Origin of the sequence: sulfur-oxidizing endosymbiont of Gigantopelta aegis (genome assembly GCF_016097415.1) — a bacterium.
In the GTDB taxonomy this organism is placed as follows: domain Bacteria; phylum Pseudomonadota; class Gammaproteobacteria; order GRL18; family GRL18; genus GRL18.
The window spans coordinates 150,227-171,013 of sequence record NZ_JAEHGE010000001.1; the positions used below are offsets into that span (position 1 = coordinate 150,227).

At 42.5% G+C, this 20,787-nt stretch carries 20 protein-coding genes; all 20 read right to left on the minus strand.

Going from position 1 to position 20,787, the window contains the following annotated elements; all coding sequences use genetic code 11:
* Nucleotides 1–3: 3 nt before the first annotated feature.
* The 20 genes from rplE to rpoB all read right to left on the minus strand — a co-directional run bounded on the left by rplE (nt 4) and on the right by rpoB (nt 20,511).
* Complete coding sequence (gene rplE, locus JEU79_RS00795) at nt 4–561, minus strand: 50S ribosomal protein L5 (RefSeq protein WP_198262561.1); 558 nt, start codon at nt 559–561, stop codon at nt 4–6.
* A 72-nt stretch (nt 562–633) separates the two neighbouring features.
* Nucleotides 634–948, minus strand: a complete 315-nt coding sequence (gene rplX / locus JEU79_RS00800; protein ID WP_198262562.1) for a 50S ribosomal protein L24 — start codon at nt 946–948, stop codon at nt 634–636.
* A gap of 150 nt (nt 949–1,098) precedes the next feature.
* Nucleotides 1,099–1,467 carry a 50S ribosomal protein L14 gene (rplN, locus tag JEU79_RS00805; RefSeq protein WP_198262563.1) on the minus strand — a complete coding sequence of 123 codons (369 nt, stop codon included), beginning with the start codon at nt 1,465–1,467 and terminating at the stop codon, nt 1,099–1,101.
* Between the two features lie 187 nt (nt 1,468–1,654).
* Nucleotides 1,655–1,912 (minus strand): 30S ribosomal protein S17, encoded by a 258-nt coding sequence (rpsQ, locus tag JEU79_RS00810; RefSeq protein WP_198262564.1) that lies wholly within the window; start codon nt 1,910–1,912, stop codon nt 1,655–1,657.
* A gap of 12 nt (nt 1,913–1,924) precedes the next feature.
* Nucleotides 1,925–2,107, minus strand: coding sequence for a 50S ribosomal protein L29 (gene rpmC / locus JEU79_RS00815; RefSeq protein WP_198265791.1), 183 nt, complete (start codon nt 2,105–2,107; stop codon nt 1,925–1,927).
* An 18-nt stretch (nt 2,108–2,125) separates the two neighbouring features.
* On the minus strand, nt 2,126–2,539 hold the full coding sequence (gene rplP / locus JEU79_RS00820) for a 50S ribosomal protein L16 (protein WP_198262565.1): 414 nt from the start codon (nt 2,537–2,539) through the stop codon (nt 2,126–2,128).
* Between the two features lie 64 nt (nt 2,540–2,603).
* Nucleotides 2,604–3,287, minus strand: coding sequence for a 30S ribosomal protein S3 (gene rpsC, locus JEU79_RS00825; RefSeq protein ID WP_198262566.1), 684 nt, complete (start codon nt 3,285–3,287; stop codon nt 2,604–2,606).
* 15 nt (nt 3,288–3,302) lie between these two features.
* Nucleotides 3,303–3,635: a 50S ribosomal protein L22 gene (gene rplV, locus JEU79_RS00830; RefSeq protein WP_198262567.1), complete on the minus strand. Its 333-nt coding sequence runs from the start codon at nt 3,633–3,635 to the stop codon at nt 3,303–3,305.
* A gap of 5 nt (nt 3,636–3,640) precedes the next feature.
* Complete coding sequence (rpsS, locus tag JEU79_RS00835) at nt 3,641–3,913, minus strand: 30S ribosomal protein S19 (protein WP_198262568.1); 273 nt, start codon at nt 3,911–3,913, stop codon at nt 3,641–3,643.
* 22 nt (nt 3,914–3,935) lie between these two features.
* On the minus strand, nt 3,936–4,763 hold the full coding sequence (rplB, locus tag JEU79_RS00840) for a 50S ribosomal protein L2 (RefSeq protein WP_198262569.1): 828 nt from the start codon (nt 4,761–4,763) through the stop codon (nt 3,936–3,938).
* A 26-nt stretch (nt 4,764–4,789) separates the two neighbouring features.
* Nucleotides 4,790–5,086 (minus strand): 50S ribosomal protein L23, encoded by a 297-nt coding sequence (rplW, locus tag JEU79_RS00845; RefSeq protein ID WP_198262570.1) that lies wholly within the window; start codon nt 5,084–5,086, stop codon nt 4,790–4,792.
* Nucleotides 5,083–5,703, minus strand: a complete 621-nt coding sequence (gene rplD, locus JEU79_RS00850) for a 50S ribosomal protein L4 (protein ID WP_198262571.1) — start codon at nt 5,701–5,703, stop codon at nt 5,083–5,085. Before rplD ends, rplW begins: the two co-directional genes overlap by 4 nt.
* A gap of 11 nt (nt 5,704–5,714) precedes the next feature.
* Nucleotides 5,715–6,365, minus strand: coding sequence for a 50S ribosomal protein L3 (rplC, locus tag JEU79_RS00855; RefSeq protein WP_198262572.1), 651 nt, complete (start codon nt 6,363–6,365; stop codon nt 5,715–5,717).
* Nucleotides 6,366–6,681: 316 nt separating this feature from the next.
* The gene (gene rpsJ / locus JEU79_RS00860; protein WP_198262573.1) at nt 6,682–6,999 is read right to left on the minus strand and encodes a 30S ribosomal protein S10; all 318 of its coding nucleotides are present in this window, start codon (nt 6,997–6,999) and stop codon (nt 6,682–6,684) included.
* Between the two features lie 81 nt (nt 7,000–7,080).
* Nucleotides 7,081–8,271, minus strand: coding sequence for an elongation factor Tu (tuf, locus tag JEU79_RS00865; protein ID WP_198262574.1), 1,191 nt, complete (start codon nt 8,269–8,271; stop codon nt 7,081–7,083).
* 281 nt (nt 8,272–8,552) lie between these two features.
* A complete protein-coding gene (gene fusA / locus JEU79_RS00870; RefSeq protein WP_198262575.1) occupies nt 8,553–10,655 on the minus strand; it encodes an elongation factor G in 2,103 nt (700 codons plus the stop codon).
* Nucleotides 10,656–10,764: 109 nt separating this feature from the next.
* Nucleotides 10,765–11,235 (minus strand): 30S ribosomal protein S7, encoded by a 471-nt coding sequence (gene rpsG, locus JEU79_RS00875; RefSeq protein WP_198262576.1) that lies wholly within the window; start codon nt 11,233–11,235, stop codon nt 10,765–10,767.
* Nucleotides 11,236–11,440: 205 nt separating this feature from the next.
* Nucleotides 11,441–11,812, minus strand: coding sequence for a 30S ribosomal protein S12 (rpsL, locus tag JEU79_RS00880; protein ID WP_198262577.1), 372 nt, complete (start codon nt 11,810–11,812; stop codon nt 11,441–11,443).
* A gap of 228 nt (nt 11,813–12,040) precedes the next feature.
* Complete coding sequence (gene rpoC / locus JEU79_RS00885; RefSeq protein ID WP_198262578.1) at nt 12,041–16,294, minus strand: DNA-directed RNA polymerase subunit beta'; 4,254 nt, start codon at nt 16,292–16,294, stop codon at nt 12,041–12,043.
* A 119-nt stretch (nt 16,295–16,413) separates the two neighbouring features.
* Complete coding sequence (gene rpoB / locus JEU79_RS00890; protein WP_198262579.1) at nt 16,414–20,511, minus strand: DNA-directed RNA polymerase subunit beta; 4,098 nt, start codon at nt 20,509–20,511, stop codon at nt 16,414–16,416.
* Nucleotides 20,512–20,787 lie beyond the last annotated feature (276 nt).

Here is a 20,787-nt window from a genome sequence, read left to right on the forward strand (position 1 = left end):
TGACTATCCTTTTGCTTCTGCTTCAGCTTTCAATGGGAAGCTAAAGGCTTTTAATAAAGCTTTGGCTTCGTCATTGGTTTTTGCGGTTGTAGTAATAGTAATATCCATACCGCGTATCTTATCAATTTTGTCATAATCTATTTCAGGGAAAATGATTTGTTCTTTCACACCCATACTATAGTTACCACGACCATCAAATGACTTGGGGTTTAAACCACGGAAGTCACGGATACGAGGAATAGAAATACTGATCAAGCGCTCAAGAAATTCATACATTCTTTCTCTGCGCAAAGTTACTTTGCAACCAATAGGATAATCATCACGAATTTTGAATCCAGCGATAGATTTTCTAGCTTTGGTCACAACAGGTTTTTGACCGGATATCTTGGTCATATCGCCTACTGCGTGCTCAATAATCTTTTTGTCACCAATTGCTTCACCAAGACCCATATTCAGGGTGATCTTGGTGATCTTAGGAACTTCCATTACACTTTTGTAATTGAATTCCTTTTGTAGCTGAGCTACAACTGTGTCTTTATAAAACGTTTGTAAAGTTGCCATTTTTGAACTTGTCCTACTTCGAATTTAGTAAGGATGACTAAGAATCTGTTGCGTCATCAATGAAATAATTACTTACGCAATCACTTCATTGTTTGACTTGTAAAAACGGACTTTTTTGCCGTCTTCCAAGAACTTAATACCTACTCGGTCAGCTTTACCCGTGGCAGCATTAAAAATTGCTACATTGGAGATGTTCAAAGGCATAGCTTTATCGATTATGCCTCCAGCTTCTCCAGCATTGGGGTTAGCTTTGACGTGTTTTTTAGCGATATTTACATTCGGTATGATTAACCGGTTTTCGCCAACAAACGAGTCAACCTGACCGCGTTTTCCTTTATCTTTTCCGGCGATAACAATAACTTCATCACCTGTTCTTAACTTACGCATCACTTTCTCTCTTACGTCTTTTTAGCAGTGATCACTCCCGAGTAATCTTAAACCTCAAGATCATCAGGTGATATCATCACTAAAGTGCATCTAATAATAATTTAACTAACCATTTATAGCCCGCTTATAATAAGTGGACGATAAAATTAATTAAAGAACTTCAGGTGCTAATGAAATAATTTTCATGAACTTTTCATTACGTAGTTCACGGGTAACTGGACCAAAGATCCGTGTACCGATAGGCTGATGTGCTGCATTTAATAAAACTGCTGCATTACTATCAAAACGAATCAAAGAACCATCAGGACGACGAACACCTTTTGTTGTGCGAACAACAACAGCATTATAAACGTCACCTTTTTTTACTTTACCGCGAGGTATAGCTTCTCTGATGCTACATTTGATGATATCACCCACACGAGCATATCTTCTATGAGAACCACCAAGAACCTTAATACAAAGAATTCTTCGAGCTCCACTATTATCGGCTACATCAAGTACCGTTTGCATCTGAATCATTGTTAATCTCCAAACAATGCTAATTCGGCGCTTTACTTATCTTTCCATATAGATAGACAAGTCATATAAACAAGCATAGCCAAGAAAGCCAAACATTATAGCATGGCTTCTTTTCTCTTGTACAGTGCTTATTATTGCGCGTACTGGCTAACTATCACCATTACCCTATCGCTAAGGCAACAATTCGTTAACCTGCTTTATTGACAACTGCGACTAATGCCCATGACTTCGTCTTAGACATTGGACGACATTCAGTAATGGTGACAGTATCACCAATACCACATTCGTTGTTTTCATCATGAACATGCAGTTTAGTAGAACGCTTTATGTATTTACCATATAGCGGGTGCTTCACTTTACGCTCAATCATCACGGTTACAGTTTTGTCCATTTTATCACTTAGAACAACACCATTAACCGTTCTTTGTTTTTTATCTTCACTCACAATAAGTACCTGTTACTTTGAACTAAGAACGGTTTTTACGCGTGCAATATTACGTCTAACTATTTTAAAAAGATGAGGCTTGACCTGTTGGCCACTGCCTTGTCCCATTCTTAAGTTAAACTGCTCTTTACGCAATTCGTGCAATGTTTCAGTCAGCTCTTCAGGAGACTTGGCTTGCAGATCGCTTGATTTCAATTTATTTTCACTGCTCATTTACATCACCGTACGCTTAACAAATGTTGTTGCACAAGGTAACTTTGCAGCTGCTAGTTTGAAAGCTTCACGTGCAATCTCTTCAGAGACACCTTCCATTTCATATAGCATTGAGCCTGGTTGAATTTGGGCAACCCAATATTCTACGTTACCCTTACCCTTACCTTGTCTTACTTCTAGTGGCTTCTTAGAAATCGGCTTGTCTGGGAAGACCCGAATCCAAATTTTACCACCACGTTTAATATGACGAGTCATTGCACGACGTGCGGCTTCAATCTGACGTGCAGTCAAGCGACCGCGCGACATAGATTTTAGACCGTATTCGCCAAAACTCACTTTATTTCCAGTTGCAGCAAGTCCGCGATTGCGACCCTTGAACTGTTTCCGAAATTTTGTTCTTTTTGGTTGAAGCATTGTCTAACCCTTCTAGTTTGTTCCTGATGAGTCCGATGCACCTAAAGAGTACATCGGAACTGGTTTACTTTGAATCGGCTGATTTTTTGGACAATAACTTGTCTTTCATCAGTGATTCAGTATCCAGAACCTCACCTTTGAATATCCATACTTTTACGCCAATAATGCCGTAAGTGGTATTCGCTTCTGCAGTGCCGTAATCAATGTCAGCACGAAATGTATGTAACGGCACACGGCCTTCACGATACCATTCTGCACGGGCAATTTCTGCACCGTTCAAACGACCAGATACATTGATCTTGATCCCTTGAGCGCCTAAACGCATTGCATTTGTGACTGAACGTTTCATCGCACGACGGAACATGATACGGCGTTCTAATTGTTGCGCAACACTCTGGGCAACTAAAACGGCATCAACTTCAGGCTTACGAATTTCTTCAATATTGATATGAACTGGTATGCCCATCATTTCTGCAATGGTGGTCTTTAGTTTTTCAATATCTTCGCCTTTCTTACCAATCACGATGCCTGGACGGGCGGTGTGAATAGTGATTCTAGCATTGTGTGCTGGTCTGTCGATCTGAATACGACTGACTGAAGCATGAGCTAATTTCTTTTCAAGAAATGTTCTTACTTCGATGTCTTTATTCAGAAAATCAGCATAGTCCTTAGAATTGGCATACCATTTCGATGTCCAATCCTTAATAATACCCAGGCGAATGCCAATTGGGTGTACTTTCTGTCCCATTATTCTGCTCCGCTATTATCTATCGCTAACTTTCACGACAACGTGACTGGTGCGTTTTAAAATTCTATTACCACGACCCTTTGCACGAGGCTGCATACGTTTGTATGTCGGCCCTTCGTCAACAAATATTGTAGTGATTTTTAATTCATCAATATCTGCGCCTTCATTGTGCTCGGCGTTGGCAATAGCTGATTCAAGCACCTTCTTGATAATAACTGCAGCTTTTTTAGGACTGTATGCTAATAGATCGAGTGCTGCTTCTACTGGTTTGTTGCGGATTTGATCGGCTACCAAGCGCATTTTTTGAGCAGAAATCATAGCATTTCTTAATTTTGCTGAAACTTCCATAATGCTTACCTAACCTTCTTATCTGCAACGTGGCCTCGGAAGGTTCTGGTAGGAACCATTTCACCTAACTTGTGACCAACCATGTTTTCATTAATTAATACAGGTACATGCTGACGACCGTTGTGCACTGCGATAGTTAAACCAACCATCTCAGGCATAACCATTGAACGACGTGACCAGGTTTTAACTGGCTTACGATCATTAGTTTCAACTGCCTTAAGCACCTTTTTCATTAAGTGACCATCAATAAATGGTCCTTTTTTAATTGAACGTGGCACTATTAATACTCCTTAATAACGATTATTTTTTGTTACGACGACGTACAATAAACTTATCAGTACGTTTATTACTACGTGTCTTATAACCCTTAGTCGGAGTACCCCATGGAGAAACCGGATGACGGCCTCCAGATGTACGCCCTTCACCACCACCATGCGGGTGATCAACGGGGTTCATAGCAACACCACGAACTGTTGGACGAATACCTCTCCAACGGGTCGCGCCAGCTTTACCTAGCTTACGTAGACTATGTTCTGAGTTACTGACTTCACCGATCGTTGCTTTACAATCAACGTGAATTTTACGCATCTCACCGGAGCGTAAACGCACGGTAACATAAGCACCTTCACGCGCAATCAATTGAGCTGAAGTACCGGCGCTACGTGCGATTTGTGCACCTTTGCCTGGCTTCATTTCAATACAATGAACGGTTGAGCCCACTGGGATGTCACGCAATTGCATGGCATTACCCGGTTTGATATCAGACTCTGCACCAGAATGAATAGGTGTACCTTCAGATACGCCCTTCGGTGCAATAATATAACGACGTTCACCATCAGCATATAATACTAATGCTAAATGAGCCGTTCTATTGGGATCATATTCCAAGCGTTCTACTTTGCCTGGGATACCATCTTTATTTCTTTTAAAATCAACAACACGATAATGTTGTTTGTGTCCGCCACCAATATGACGCGTAGTAATACGCCCATTATTGTTACGACCACCTGATTTTGACTTCTTAGCGAGCAGCGGTGCATGACCTGAGCCTTTATGTAGACCTTCGGTTTGAATGCGAACTACAAAACGACGCCCTGCTGAAGTTGGTTTGCTTTTAATTACAGCCATTTCTGTTTACCTCAACTTTAGCCCGGCTACTCGCCCGACATCATTTTAATGGTTGAACCTTCTGCTAAGGTGACATACGCTTTTTTCCAGTCTTTACGACGACCAACTCTCTGGCCAAAACGTTTCACTTTACCCTTAGCAACACTGGTTTGTACATTTGATACTTTCACATCAAATACACTTTCAACTGCTTTTTTAATTTCTGGTTTATTGGCATCAATTGCGACCTTGAAAACATATTGATTATTGTTTTCCTGGTTTAATGCCGCTTTTTCAGAGACATGTGGTGCAACTAATACGTTGAAGATACGTTCCTGATTCATTTGAGCATCTCCTCAACTTTCTTGACAGCATCGGCGGTTATGATAATTTTCTCATAACGTACCAAGCTGACCGGATTAATGTGCTGTGCATCAGTGTACTCGATGTTAATCAAGTTTCTTGATGATAAATAGATATTCTGATCAAAATCTTCAGTCACTATTAATGCATTGCTACAGCCAAGTGCTTTTAATTGTTCAGCAAGTTCCTTAGTCTTAGGCCCTTCCATTTTCAGTGACTCGATAACAACCAAACGGTCATTACGAACGAGTTCTGAAACAATGGAGACCATTGCACTACGGTACATCTTACGATTCACTTTTTGTGAAAAGTCACGATTTGTTGCTGCAAAAGTAGTACCACCACTACGCCAAATTGGGCTACGAATAGTACCCGAACGAGCACGACCTGTACCCTTCTGACGCCATGGTTTAGCACCACCACCGCTTACTGCAGAGCGATTTTTCTGAGCTTTAGTTCCAGAGCGTCCACCAGCTAAATAAGCGGTGACAACCTGATGGATCAGTGCTTCATTGAAATCTTTGTTGAATGTTTCTTCAGATACTTCTACCGTCTTTTTAGAGGCTTTACCTGAAGCTGTTGTTAAATTCAGTTCCATTTAATTATCCTCTACTCTTTGTTTGCAAATTGCATTTTAACAGCAGGTTTGATGATAACATTTGAATTTTTCGCGCCGGGAACACCGCCACGTACTAATATCAAATTTTTGTCAACATCAACGCGAATGACTTCAATGTTCAGGATTGTGCGCTGTGCAGCACCCATGTGACCAGACATTTTCTTGCCTTTAAATACGCGTCCTGGTGTTTGGTTCTGACCAATAGAACCATTTGAACGGTGAGATACCGAGTTACCGTGTGTCATATCCTGACGATGGAAATGATGACGTTTGATACCACCCTGAAAGCCTTTACCAATTGATATGCCGGTTACGTCAACGATCTGACCTTCAGCAAAAATATCAACTTTAACTTCAGAACCAGCAGTAAACTCAGAGCTGTCGTCTAAACGAAACTCTACGGTTTTACGACCAGCTTCAACACCTGCTTTCGCAAAGTGTCCTGCTGCGGCTTTGTTGACGCGGGTTGCGCGACGACTGCCTACGGTAACCTGAATTGCATTGTAACCATCGGTAGCACTGGATTTAACCTGTGTTACGCGATTAGGTTCCATTTCTAGCACTGTCACAGGGATTGATTCTCCCTGCTCCGTAAAGATACGGGTCATACCCACTTTACGGCCTACTAAACCTAAACTCATTTTATTTTCCTCTGCAATCCGCTATTAATAGTTGCTTTAGTTAGCTAAATTACAATATGTGCAAAAATTCCGGTTGATTGTTGCACTATCTTTAAGTGAAAACACTCTCTCGCTGGCTAAATTAAATTTAATTTAGCTCCGTCAATGACAGAAAACCTTCAAAACAAAGGGGCTAAGAGTGTAAAAACCAAAACAGAATAGCTTATGACTCTCTAAGCTAATGTCTAAGCTAATGTTTTTTAACAAAAAAATAACTTAGACATCAACTTAGACATTTACTCGTTCTGTCTTGATCAAAAATACAAGAGGCAGTATTTTAGTTCAATTTAATCTGAACATCAACACCTGCGGCAAGATCCAGTTTCATCAGTGCGTCTACAGTCTTATCAGTTGGCTTAACAATATCCATTAAGCGTTTGTAAGTACGTAGTTCATACTGATCACGAGCATCTTTATTAACGTGTGGAGAAGTCAATATGTCGAAACGTTCTTTGCGTGTAGGCAGTGGGATAGGACCCTTAACCATTGCGCCAGTACGTTTAGCGGTTTCAACAATTTCTTTAGCACTGATATCAATTAAACGATAATCAAAAGCTTTTAAGTGAATACGGATTGTTTGATCTTCTGTTGACATTATTTTTTGTCCTGTTCAATTTTTTATAGGATTCGTGTGCCTTCCCACTTCGTTAAGAAGGGGGAAGTAAAGAATCGTCTATTATTCGATGACCTTAGCAACAACACCCGCACCAACGGTACGGCCACCTTCACGAATTGCAAAACGTAAACCGTCTTCCATCGCAATCGGTGCAATCAAAGTAACAACCATTTGCACGTTATCACCTGGCATAACCATTTCTACACCTTCGGGTAATTCACAAGCACCGGTCACATCAGTTGTACGGAAGTAAAACTGTGGACGATAGCCTTTGAAAAATGGAGTATGACGACCACCTTCATCTTTGCTCAACACATAAACTTCAGCATCGAAAATGGTATGAGGGGTGATTGAACCCGGCTTAGCCAGTACTTGACCACGTTCGACGTCTTCACGTTTAACACCACGTAGAAGGATACCGACGTTATCACCTGCCTGACCCTGGTCAAGCAATTTGCGGAACATTTCAACACCCGTACAGGTAGTCGTTTGAGTTTCTTTGATACCGATGATTTCGATTTCTTCACCGACTTTAACAATACCACGCTCAATACGACCGGTTACCACCGTACCACGACCTGAGATTGAGAATACGTCTTCAACGGGCATAATAAAATCACCATCAATCGCACGCTCTGGCTCTGGAATGTAGGTATCCATTGCTTCAACGAGTTTAACGATTGATGGCACGCCGATGTCACTGGTATCGCCTTCTAGGGCTTTGAGTGCTGAACCGATAATAATTGGCGTGTCATCACCTGGAAATTCATAGAGATCCAATAATTCACGGATTTCCATTTCAACTAATTCGAGTAATTCTTCGTCGTCTACCATATCGGCTTTGTTCATATAAACAAGGATATAAGGTACACCAACCTGACGAGATAATAGGATGTGCTCACGGGTTTGTGGCATAGGGCCATCAGCCGCACTACAAACAAGGATTGCGCCGTCCATTTGAGCAGCACCGGTAATCATGTTTTTAACATAATCGGCGTGTCCTGGACAGTCAACGTGTGCGTAATGACGAACGACTGATTCATATTCTACGTGAGAAGTTGCAATCGTGATACCACGTGCTTTTTCTTCTGGTGCTGAGTCAATTTGATCAAATGCGCGAGTTTCACCACCGTGAATTTCTGCCATACATTTGGTGATTGCTGCAGTTAAAGTTGTTTTACCATGATCGACGTGGCCAATTGTACCAACGTTGACATGGGGTTTTGTACGTTCAAACTTTTCTTTAGACATTTTCTTTTCCTGACTAAATATTAATTTACACAGACACCTTATACATTCACACTTTCTTACAAAAGTGATCGGGTAAAATCAGAGTCACATTCATTACACAAATTGTTTACATTCAAAATAGGTAAGTCCTATCTTAAATGGTCTTGCTCGGTTCCCCTCTATTTAAAGAAGGCAATCTATCCGAGGTCGGAGTCAAATCACATCCACCCCAGTTAAACATTTGGAGTGCGAAGTTTTTGTAATTTGACTCCGCCCCCCTTAGCTATAACCTCAGCTAAAATCTAATAACCCTGCTTTTTACGTATGGCATCAACCACACTGCTAGGGGCTTCGGCGTATTTCTTAAATTCCATCGAATAACTGGCGCGCCCTTGAGTCGCTGAACGCAGTGCCGTCGCATAACCAAACATTTCAGATAAAGGTACATCTGCATGTAATAGCTTACCCATCGGCCCATCATCCATCCCTTCAAGGATACCACGACGGCGATTTAAGTCGCCCATCACGTCACCCATGTAATTTTCCGGGGTAACGACTTCTACTTTCATTATTGGCTCAAGTAATACCGGATTTGCTTTTTTCGCGCCATCGCGTAAAGCATACGATGCAGCCACTTTAAATGCCATCTCATTGGAGTCAACATCATGGTAAGAACCATCATATAAAGTAGCTCTGATATCAACCAATGGAAAACCGGCAATCGCGCCGTTTTGCATTTGATCCTGAATACCCTTATCCACTGCACCAATATATTCTTTAGGTACGGTACCGCCAACGACTTCGTTGACAAATTCATAACCTGAATTTTCTTCAAGCGGCTCTAGTTTTAACCAGACATGGCCATATTGACCACGACCACCCGATTGACGAATAAATTTACCTTCGACTTCAGCCGTTTTACGGATGGTTTCCCTATAGGATACCTGTGGTGCTCCGACATTAGCCTCAACAGCGAACTCACGTTTCATTCTATCGACAATAATATCCAGATGCAGTTCACCCATACCGGAAATGATGGTCTGACCGGAATCTTCATCGGTTTTAACCCGAAAAGAAGGATCTTCATGGGCTAATTTGCCCAAAGCGACACCCATTTTTTCCTGATCAGCCTGTGTTCTAGGCTCAACAGCAACAGAAATAACAGGCTCTGGAAACTCCATTCGCTCTAAAGTAATCACAGCATTCTGAGCACAGAGTGTTTCGCCGGTAGTCACATCTTTTAAGCCAACTGCAGCGGCAATATCACCAGCACGTACTTCCTTAATCTCTTCACGAGAATTGGCATGCATTTGCAATATCCGGCCAATACGTTCTTTTTTGCCCTTGGTCGGGTTATATAACATATCACCCGATTTCAGCACCCCGGAGTAAACCCGGAAAAAAGTCAGCGTCCCAACAAAGGGGTCAGTGGCAATTTTAAAGGCTAAAGCGGCAAAAGGTTCATCATCGGATGCTTCCCGATGCGCCTCGGTTTCATTCTTATCATCCAGTACGCCATTTATTGCTTTCACTTCCGTGGGTGAAGGCAGATAATAAACAATCGCGTCAAGCATGGCTTGCACACCGATGTTCTTAAAGGCACTACCGCAGCAAACGGGAACAATTTCTGTGGTTAAACAGCGTTCACGAATACCTTGATGTATTTCTTCTGCAGATAAATCACCTTCTTCAAGGTACTTATCCATTAATTCTTCATTGGCTTCTGCTGCCATTTCCAGCAAGTTTTCTCGCCACTCTTCGCAGAGTGCTAGCATATTTTCAGGAATTTCTTTGGCCTGATAATTAATGCCCATGTTTTCGTTTTCCCAGTAGATGGCTTGCATCTTTACTAGGTCAACGACACCCTCTAATTCCTCTTCAGCACCAATGGGTAGCTGTAGTGGCACGGGGGTAGCACCAAGACGCGTTTTTATTTGTTCAACAACGCGTAAAAAATCAGCACCTGAACGATCCATTTTATTAATGAAGGCCATTCTGGGCACTGCGTATTTATTTGCCTGACGCCATACGGTTTCAGACTGCGGTTCCACACCACCTACGGCACAAAAAACCGCAACTGCACCATCAAGTACGCGTAATGAACGCTCTACTTCAATGGTGAAGTCAACATGTCCAGGGGTGTCAATAATATTGATGCGATGGGCATCAAATTGTTTGTCCATCCCCTTCCAGAAACAGGTAGTTGCTGCTGAGGTAATGGTAATACCCCGTTCCTGTTCCTGTTCCATCCAGTCCATTGTTGCAGCGCCATCGTGTACTTCACCGATTTTATGTGAAACCCCCGTATAATACAGAACGCGTTCTGTGGTGGTGGTTTTACCCGCATCAATATGAGCCATAATGCCCACATTGCGATATTGGGTAATCGGTGTTTTACGTGCCACTGCTAAAAAAACCTCTAAACGTTTTTATTGGGACTGGATGGTTAAAATTTTCGCCTGCGAACAACCGCTAAGTTGTCCCAGGACATGATAAAACAAGTTTATCGTTTTTTTACCAGCGGTAGTGAGCAAATGCCTTGTTAGCTTCTGCCATACGATGCGTATCTTCACGCTTCTTAACTGCAGAACCTTTATTTTCTAGGGCATCAATCATTTCGCCCGCAAGTCTGCGGCCCATAGATTTTTCACCACGTTTTCTAGAAGCATCAACTAACCAACGCATTCCTAGTGTTGCTTGACGTTCAGTACGAACTTCAACGGGCACCTGATAAGTTGCACCACCCACACGGCGAGATTTTACTTCCACTGTTGGTCTGATGTTCTCAATCACTTTGTTAAACAACTCAACTGGCTCACCCTTGGTTTTCTCGACAACGATCTCAAGTGCACCATAGACTATTTTTTCAGCAACTGATTTTTTGCCACTGAACATAATAATGTTAATGAATTTAGCCAGACTTTTATCCCCAAACTTGGGATCAGGTAGAATTTCGCGTTTTACTGCGGCTCTTCTCCTAGACATAGGTAATTACCTTTCTCTATTTGACTCAGCTTTTGCTGGGTCGTATGTTCTAAGATACTTACAGGTGACGTCTTTGGAAGATAACTGACTGAGCAATTATCTGACATTTCAGGCCTGTATGCGCTTTGCTCGTTTTATATAGCTCAAGGCTGTTTATATAGCTCAAGGCTGTTTATATAGCTCAAGGCTGTATAAAAACAAGACTTTATTTTGGACGTTTAGTACCGTATTTCGAGCGACCTTGACGACGATCGTCAACACCCGCAGTATCTAATGTGCCACGTACCGTATGATAACGAACACCCGGTAAATCCTTAACACGACCGCCACGAATCAAGATAACACTATGTTCCTGAAGATTGTGACCTTCACCACCAATATAGGTAGATACTTCGAAGCCACTGGTCAGACGAACACGCGCTACTTTACGTAATGCTGAGTTAGGTTTTTTAGGTGTTGTTGTGTAAACACGAGTACAAACGCCACGACGCTGAGGACAAGCCTGCAGTGCTGGAACATTACTCTTGGTTACTTGGCGTTTACGTGGTTTACGTACCAATTGGTTGGTAGTTGCCATAAACTTTTTTTCTCCACACAATAAACAACAGGCTGGGAACACCCCAGCCTGCAAGGACGGACAAATATAAACACTTGGCTTGTATTTGTCAAGTTATTTGTAGGTGGCGGTGAGTACAACGAACCCCAACAACGCTGAACAGAAAGACTTAAATCTGCTCAATTATATGTTGGGGTTCGCTGCGCTCAACGCCAACCTACGGTTCTCCCTCTAAAAGGGAGTTAAAAACTAGCTTTCTAAACTGCTGATTTCATCTTTCAATGAATAGCGTTCTTTATCTTTCTGACGACGTTTGCGACGTTCTTTATGGTAAGTCAGTCCGGTTCCAGCTGGAATCAGACGACCAACAATGACGTTTTCTTTCAGGCCGCGAAGTTCATCTATCTTGCCACTCACCGATGCTTCAGTCAGAACACGGGTAGTCTCCTGGAATGAAGCCGCTGAGATAAAGGATTCTGTTGCCAGAGATGCCTTAGTAATACCTAATAGCAAGCGCTGGAAAGTAGCTGGCATTTTGCCATCTTTTTCCATTTTCAGGTTTTCTTCAACAATGGTAGAAAATTCAACCTGCTCACCCTTGATAAAGCGCGTATCACCGGCATCATTAATTTCAGCACGCTTAATCATCTGACGTACGATGACTTCGATGTGCTTATCATTAATTTTTACACCCTGTAAGCGATACACTTCCTGAACTTCATTAACAATATAATTCGCCAGTTCCTGTTCGCCTTTCAGACGTAAGATATCATGAGGGTTTGTTGCGCCATCAGAAACGACTTCACCCTTCTCAACTGACTCACCTTCAAAGACATTAATATGACGCCACTTTGGTAGTAACTCTTCATATCCCTTGCCTTCTTTAGGCGTAATAACCAGACGTTGCTTGCCCTTGGTTTCTTTACCAAAGCTCACAACACCGGAGATTTCTGCCAAGATGTAAGGCTCTTTTGGCTTTCTCGCTTCAAATAAGTCGGCAACCCGTGGTAAACCACCGGTAATATCCTTAGTTTTTGAAGATTCCTGAGGAATACGAGCAACCGCATCACCCACACCAACCGTATCGCCATCGGCGTGGTTGACAATCGCACCAGCCGGTAGGGCATATTGCGCTGGAATATCGGTATCCAGAATATTCAGCTCATTACCATCGGCATCAAGTAATTTCACCATAGGACGTAAATCTTTAGCACTGCCTGCGCGTTGCTTCGGATCAATGACCACCAATGAACTCAGTCCAGTAATGGTATCCGTTTCTTTGTTAACCGTAATGCCGTCAATAAAATCAATAAAACGTACCACACCAGCCACTTCAGTAATAACAGGATGGGTATGTGGATCCCAATTAGCAACCACATCACCACCATTGGCTTCTGAACCATCATTGACCGATAAAGAAGCACCATAAGGGACTTTATAACGCTCACGTTCACGACCATGACTATCAGCAACTGTTAATTCGCCAGAACGAGAAACAGCGATATTATTGCCGGTAGAAATTTGCTTAACGGTCTTAATATTATGTAAACGCACGGTACCAGTTGATTTAATTTCAATGCTATTAACCGAAGCGGCACGTGATGCAGCACCACCAATGTGGAAGGTACGCATGGTTAACTGTGTTCCCGGCTCACCAATCGATTGCGCGGCAATAACACCGACAGCTTCACCCATATTAACCTTATGACCACGCGCCAAATCACGACCATAACAGGTCGCACAGATACCATGACGGGTTTCACAAGCAATCGGTGAACGCACTTTCATGTGATCAACATTTAACTCTTCGAGTTGTTCACACCAGGCTTCGTCCAGTAGTGTTCCCTTGGGAATAATGACTTCGTCACCATTGGCTTTGATTACATCCGCAGCAACGATACGACCTAGCACTCTTTCGCGTAGTGGCTCAACAACATCACCACCTTCAATCAGAGACTGAACCATGATGCCATCATCAGTACCACAATCATCTTCAACCACCACTAAATCTTGTGATGCATCTACCAGACGACGGGTCAGATAACCGGAGTTTGCTGTTTTCAGTGCCGTATCGGCCAAACCTTTACGCGCACCGTGAGTGGAAATAAAGTACTGAAGTACGCTCAGTCCTTCACGGAAGTTTGCTGTAATTGGTGTTTCAATGATTGAACCATCGGGTTTAGCCATCAAACCACGCATACCTGACAACTGTCTAATCTGTGCGGCACTACCACGAGCACCAGAGTCAGCCATCATATAAACAGAGTTAAACGAGGTCTGTTTAATGACCGTGCCTTTGACTGGAATTGAATCTTTAAGGTCATCAGGTACGATGTCTTTTAACGGTAAGCCAGAAACAGTAGAAGTCGGTACATAATCAATTTCAATGGAGTCAGTTTCCAAATTATCCATCATTGATTTGGCAACATGCTCATTGGCATGTGACCAAATATCAATTACCTTGTTATAACGCTCACCATTAGTGACCAGACCCGACTCATATTGCTCCTGAATTTCTTGAACTTCTTTTTCTGCCTTGTCGATAATTTCATATTTATCGTCAGGAATCACCATGTCGTTAACACCAAAGGATGCACCCGAGCGTGCCGCAAAAGCAAAACCGATATACATTAATTGGTCAGCAAAAATAACTGTTTCTTTCAAACCAACATTGCGATAACAAGCATTGATCAGGGCAGAGATTGCCTTTTTGGTCAAATCTTTATTCAGTAAGTCGAATGATAGGCCACGTGGTAATATCTTCGTTAAAATCGTACGACCAACCGTAGTATCGACAATACGAGTCCGATCTACCAACTCACCGTCTTCATTTGGGAAGGCTTCAGTGATACGTGATTTCACTTTCGCATGAAGCACAACATGACCACCTTCAAAAGCACGCTCAGCTTCCATCTGGTTGGCAAACATCATGCCCTCACCCTTACTATTGATCAGTTCACGGGTCATATAGTACAGACCTAAGACCACATCCTGTGAAGGAACGATAATAGGCTCACCATTAGCTGGTGATAAAATATTGTTTGATGCCATCATCAAGGAGCGCGCTTCAAGCTGCGCTTCAATGGATAATGGTATGTGAACCGCCATTTGGTCACCATCGAAATCGGCATTGAACGCAGTACAAACTAATGGGTGCAATTGAATCGCCTTACCTTCAATTAATACTGGTTCAAAGGCCTGAATGCCCAGACGGTGAAGTGTAGGCGCGCGGTTAAGCATGATGGGATGTTCACGAATCACCTCTTCGAGGATATCCCAAACTTCCGGACCTTCACGCTCGACCATTTTCTTAGCGGCTTTAATGGTAGTGGCTAAGCCACGTAATTCCAGCTTGCTGAAAATAAAGGGTTTGAATAATTCCAAGGCCATTTTCTTAGGCAGACCACACTGATGTAAACGTAGGGTAGGACCAACCACGATCACAGAACGACCGGAATAATCCACACGTTTACCCAACAAGTTCTGACGGAAACGACCTTGCTTACCCTTAATCATATCAGCTAAGGATTTTAGAGGACGCTTGTTAGAACCCGTAATAGCACGACCACGACGACCATTATCTAACAAGGCATCAACGGATTCCTGCAACATACGCTTTTCGTTACGGACAATAATATCCGGTGCATTCAACTCTAATAAGCGTTTTAGACGATTATTACGGTTAATAACACGACGGTATAAGTCATTCAAATCTGAAGTAGCAAAACGTCCGCCTTCAAGTGGGACTAACGGACGTAAATCAGGTGGCAGAACAGGTAGAATGGTCATTACCATCCATTCTGGCTTGTTATTGGATTGCTGAAAAGCTTCCATTAACTTCAGACGCTTACTGAACTTTTTCAGTTTGGTTTCTGATTCCGTACCATCCATAGCTTCGCGGATCATGGCGATTTCTTTAGGCACGGTAATGACTTTTAACAATTCACGAACCGCTTCAGCACCCATGCGGGCATCAAAATCATCACCATATTCTTCAATGGCATCCAGATATTGATCATCGGTTAAAATCTGGTTTTTCTCCAGAGTCGTCATACCCGGATCGATAACCACGAATGCTTCAAAATAAAGTACTCGCTCTATATCACGTAGCGTCATGTCTAAAATCAAACCCATACGAGAAGGCAAAGATTTTAAGTACCAGATATGTGCGACTGGGCTGGCGAGATCAATATGACCCATGCGATCACGACGTACTTTAGATTGTGTCACTTCAACGCCACACTTTTCGCAGATGACACCACGGTGTTTCAAACGCTTATATTTTCCACATAAGCATTCGTAATCTTTAACTGGGCCAAAAATTTTGGCACAAAATAAACCGTCACGTTCAGGTTTGAAGGTACGGTAGTTAATGGTTTCTGGTTTTTTTACTTCACCATAAGACCATGATTTGATCTTAGCCGGTGAAGCAAGTCCTATGCGGATGGCGTCAAAATCGTCGAACTGATTTTGCTGTTTTATGAGATTTAATAAATCTTTCAACTTGATATCCTCTACTAATGCGCCATGTGGGGCTGGTTATTTTCCAGACCCGGAATTTTGGTTTGAGCTTGTTTGCCTTCTAGAAAGAAGGGGGAGGCTTTATACTTCCCCCTCTTGGCCTAATCGACCTGCTCTAGTTCGATGTCGATGCCTAGGGCACGTATTTCTTTCAGTAATACGTTGAATGACTCAGGCATTCCGGCATCGATGCGGTGGTCGCCATCAACAATGTTTTTATACATTCTGGTACGACCCGTCACGTCATCAGATTTAACGGTCAACATTTCCTGCAAGGTATAGGCAGCACCATAAGCTTCCAGAGCCCAGACTTCCATCTCTCCGAAGCGCTGACCACCAAACTGTGCTTTACCACCTAGAGGCTGCTGTGTTACCAGACTATAAGGACCGGTTGAACGTGCATGCATCTTGTCATCAACCAAGTGGTTGAGTTTGAGCATATACATATAGCCCACAGTGACCGGACGATCAAACTTATTACCGGTACGACCATCATAAAGTACTGACTGACCAGACTCATCATAGCCGGCAAGTTCTAACATACGTTTAATTTCACTTTCTGCAGCACCATCAAATACCGGTGTTGCCATAGGCACACCACCTTTGAGATTCTTACATAGCGCCAGTATGTCGGTATCACTCAGGCTGTCTAAGTCTTCTTTAACACCAGCACTTTCGTTATAGATCTTGTGCAGATATTCACGTAGCTTTTTGACTTTCTCAGCTTCTGCTGCTTTTTCTTGCAACATATCACCAATTTTCAGTCCCAGACCTCTAGCAGCCCAACCTAAGTGAGTTTCTAATACCTGACCCACGTTCATACGAGAAGGTACACCCAATGGGTTAAGTACGATATCGACAGTACGACCGTCTTCCAGATAAGGCATATCTTCAACTGGTACAATAGTGGAAATGACACCCTTGTTACCATGACGACCTGCCATCTTATCACCAGGCTGTATACGACGTTTAACCGCCATATAAACCTTGACCATTTTCAGTACGCCAGGTGCTAAATCATCACCGGCAACAATTTTCAGACGTTTTTCTTCGAATTGCTCGTCAAATTCTTTACGGGCATTTTCCAGATTTTCTGATAATTTTTCTAACTGAGTCTGGGTTTCAGTATCACGCATTTTGATATCGAACCACTTGCTACGCGATGGAATTTCAGCCAGAGCTTCAGCAGTAACCTTGTCACCGGCATTCATGCCAGGGCCACCATCAACGATTTGATCGAGAATGACACGTTCAACACGGGCATAAGTATCTTTTTCCACAATGCGGAACTGATCCATCATGTCCTTGCGTACTGAGGCCAGAGCATCTTCTTCAATTGACTTAGCACGGGCATCTTTTTCTAGGCCATCACGAGTGAAAACCTGAACGTCGATAATAGTACCGACTTTGCTGCCTGAAACGCGCAGTGAAGTATCTTTCACGTCAGAGGCTTTTTCACCAAAGATAGCACGTAGTAATTTTTCTTCCGGTGTTAATTGTGTTTCACCCTTAGGTGTCACTTTACCCACCAGAATATCACCACCTTTAACCTCAGCACCGATATAAACGATACCGGACTCATCCAGTTTCGCTAATGCCGATTCACCTACATTAGGAATATCACTGGTGATTTCTTCTGAGCCTAATTTAGTATCACGAGCGATACACGTCAGTTCTTCAATGTGAATGGTAGTGAAACGATCTTCTTCAACCATACGTTCGGAAATAAGAATCGAATCTTCGAAGTTATAACCATTCCAAGGCATGAAGGCGATCATCATATTCTGACCCAGTGCTAATTCTCCGATATCCGTTGAAGGACCATCGGCCAGCACATCACCACGAGCAATCACATCACCTTCTTTAACCAACGGACGTTGATTAATACAGGTATTTTGATTAGAACGGGTGTATTTAGTCAGATTATAAATATCAACACCCGACTCACCCGGCAAGGTTTCTTCATCATTGACACGAATCACAATACGAGACGCATCACACTTGTCAATAAGTCCACCACGGCGAGCAATTGCAGCCACACCGGAGTCAATCGCAACCGTACGTTCCATACCGGTTCCAACTAAAGGCTTATCAGCTTTTAGTGTCGGTACAGCCTGACGTTGCATGTTTGAACCCATCAAGGCACGGTTAGCATCATCGTGTTCTAAGAATGGAATCATTGATGCCGCTACCGAGACAATCTGTCTGGGTGAGACATCAATATAATTCACCTTATCCGGTGAATAGGTAGTAAATTCATTTAAGTGACGACAATTAACAATAGCATCAGTAATCTTACCATCATCATCAATCGTTGCATTGGCCTGAGCAATAACAAACTCAGATTCATCAATCGCGGACAAGTAGTCAATTTGATCGGTTAGCTTACTATCAACGACCTTACGGTAAGGCGACTCAAGGAAACCATAATCATTAGTACGGGCATATACAGACAGGGAGTTAATCAAACCAATATTTGGTCCCTCAGGTGTTTCAATCGGACAAACACGACCATAGTGAGTTGGATGTACATCACGCACTTCAAAACCTGCGCGTTCACGCGTCAGACCACCGGGGCCTAAGGCTGAAACACGACGTTTATGAGTGATTTCAGATAATGGATTATTTTGATCCATAAACTGTGATAACTGGCTGGAGCCAAAGAATTCTTTAATCGCTGCTGAAACAGGCTTGGCATTAATGAGTTCCTGAGGCATCAGGTTATCGGCTTCTGCTAATGTTAAACGTTCTTTAACAGCACGTTCAACACGAACTAAACCGACGCGGAACTGGTTTTCTGCCATTTCACCAACGCTACGTACACGTCGATTGCCTAGGTGATCGATGTCATCAACGACGCCCTTACCATTTTTAATATTTAATAAGGTGTCAATGACCGCAATAATGTCTTCATTTGATAAGACACCCTCGCCGGTCAGATCTTCACGACCGATACGGCGGTTAAATTTCATCCTACCTACGGCTGATAAATCATAACGTTCTTCAGCAAAGAATAGATTAGAAAATAATGCTTCTGCTGCTTCTTTAGTGGGGGGCTCGCCTGGACGCATCATACGATAAATCTCGACTTGTGCTTCAAGCTTGGTCGAAGAGGGATCGATACGCAGTGTTTCAGAAATAAAAGCACCAGCATCTAAATCATTAGTATAAATGGTTTTAACGTCAGTTACTTTTGCTTCCAGTAATTTTTCTAATAATTCTTCAGTGATTTCATCATTGGCATTGGCTACGATTTCACCGGTTTCTTTATCAACGATATTTGTGGCGATTGCCTTACCAAAAAGAATTTCCAATGGAACGCGCATATATTCCATTTTTGACTTATCAATTTGGCGCACTAAACGTGCAGTAATACGACGACCTTGTTCTACTAGAACAGTCCCTTCACTATCTTTAATATCAAAGCTAAAGGTTTCGCCACGCATTCTTTCTGAAACGACTTTAATTTCTGCGCCCGTTTCACTGATTTTGAATTCTTCAAAATCAAAGAACATATCCAATATTTGCTCTGATTCATAACCTAGAGCGCGCAATAAAATGGTGGCTGGTAATTTGCGCCGTCTATCAATACGAACAAAGACGTTATCCTTAGGGTCAAATTCAAAATCTAACCAAGAACCACGGTATGGAATCACCCGGGCATTAAACAATAATTTACCGGATGAATGAGTTTTACCCTTGTCATGATCAAAGAATACGCCAGGACTTCTATGTAATTGTGAAACAATAACACGCTCAGTACCATTAATAATGAAAGTACCATTGCCCGTCATCAGAGGAATTTCACCCATGAAAACTTCTTGCTCACGAATATCTTTTACTTTTTTGTTCTTAGCACTGGATTCTTTATCATAAATAATCAGGCGTAACTTGACGCGTAAAGGTGCAGAGTAGGTTACACCACGAGTGCGACATTCGCGCTCATCAAAGGCCGGTTTACCCAGTCTATAGCTGATGTATTCAAGTGCGGCATTGCCAGAAAAGCTGACAATTGGAAACACTGATTTAAAAGCACCTTCCAGACCGACTTCATTGCGTCCTTCAGGGTTAACTTCAGATTGTAAAAATTTACGGAATGAATCCAGCTGAATAGCCAGTAAGTAAGGTACATCCATAATTCCTTTAGCGATGCCAAAGTTCTTACGAATACGTTTTTTTTCTGTAAATGAATAGGCCATTTATGTTCCCGAGCAGTCTCTGTTAAAGATCACTATTGTTTAAGATAGTGAGCGTCTAGGGGTATGCTTGCAAGGATCATTCGTTTGACGGATGAAGCTTGTTTGCATATTCGAGTTATCTCAACTATTGACACTGGCCTTACTCCCCCCTTCTAAAGAAGGGGGGAGTAAGGGCAAAAGCGACAGAATAAATAGTTCAAATAATTCGTATTTTAGAAACGGAAAAAGGCCGGTGGTCAAGACCACCGGCCATTTTCAGTTTTACTGTCTCTTTGT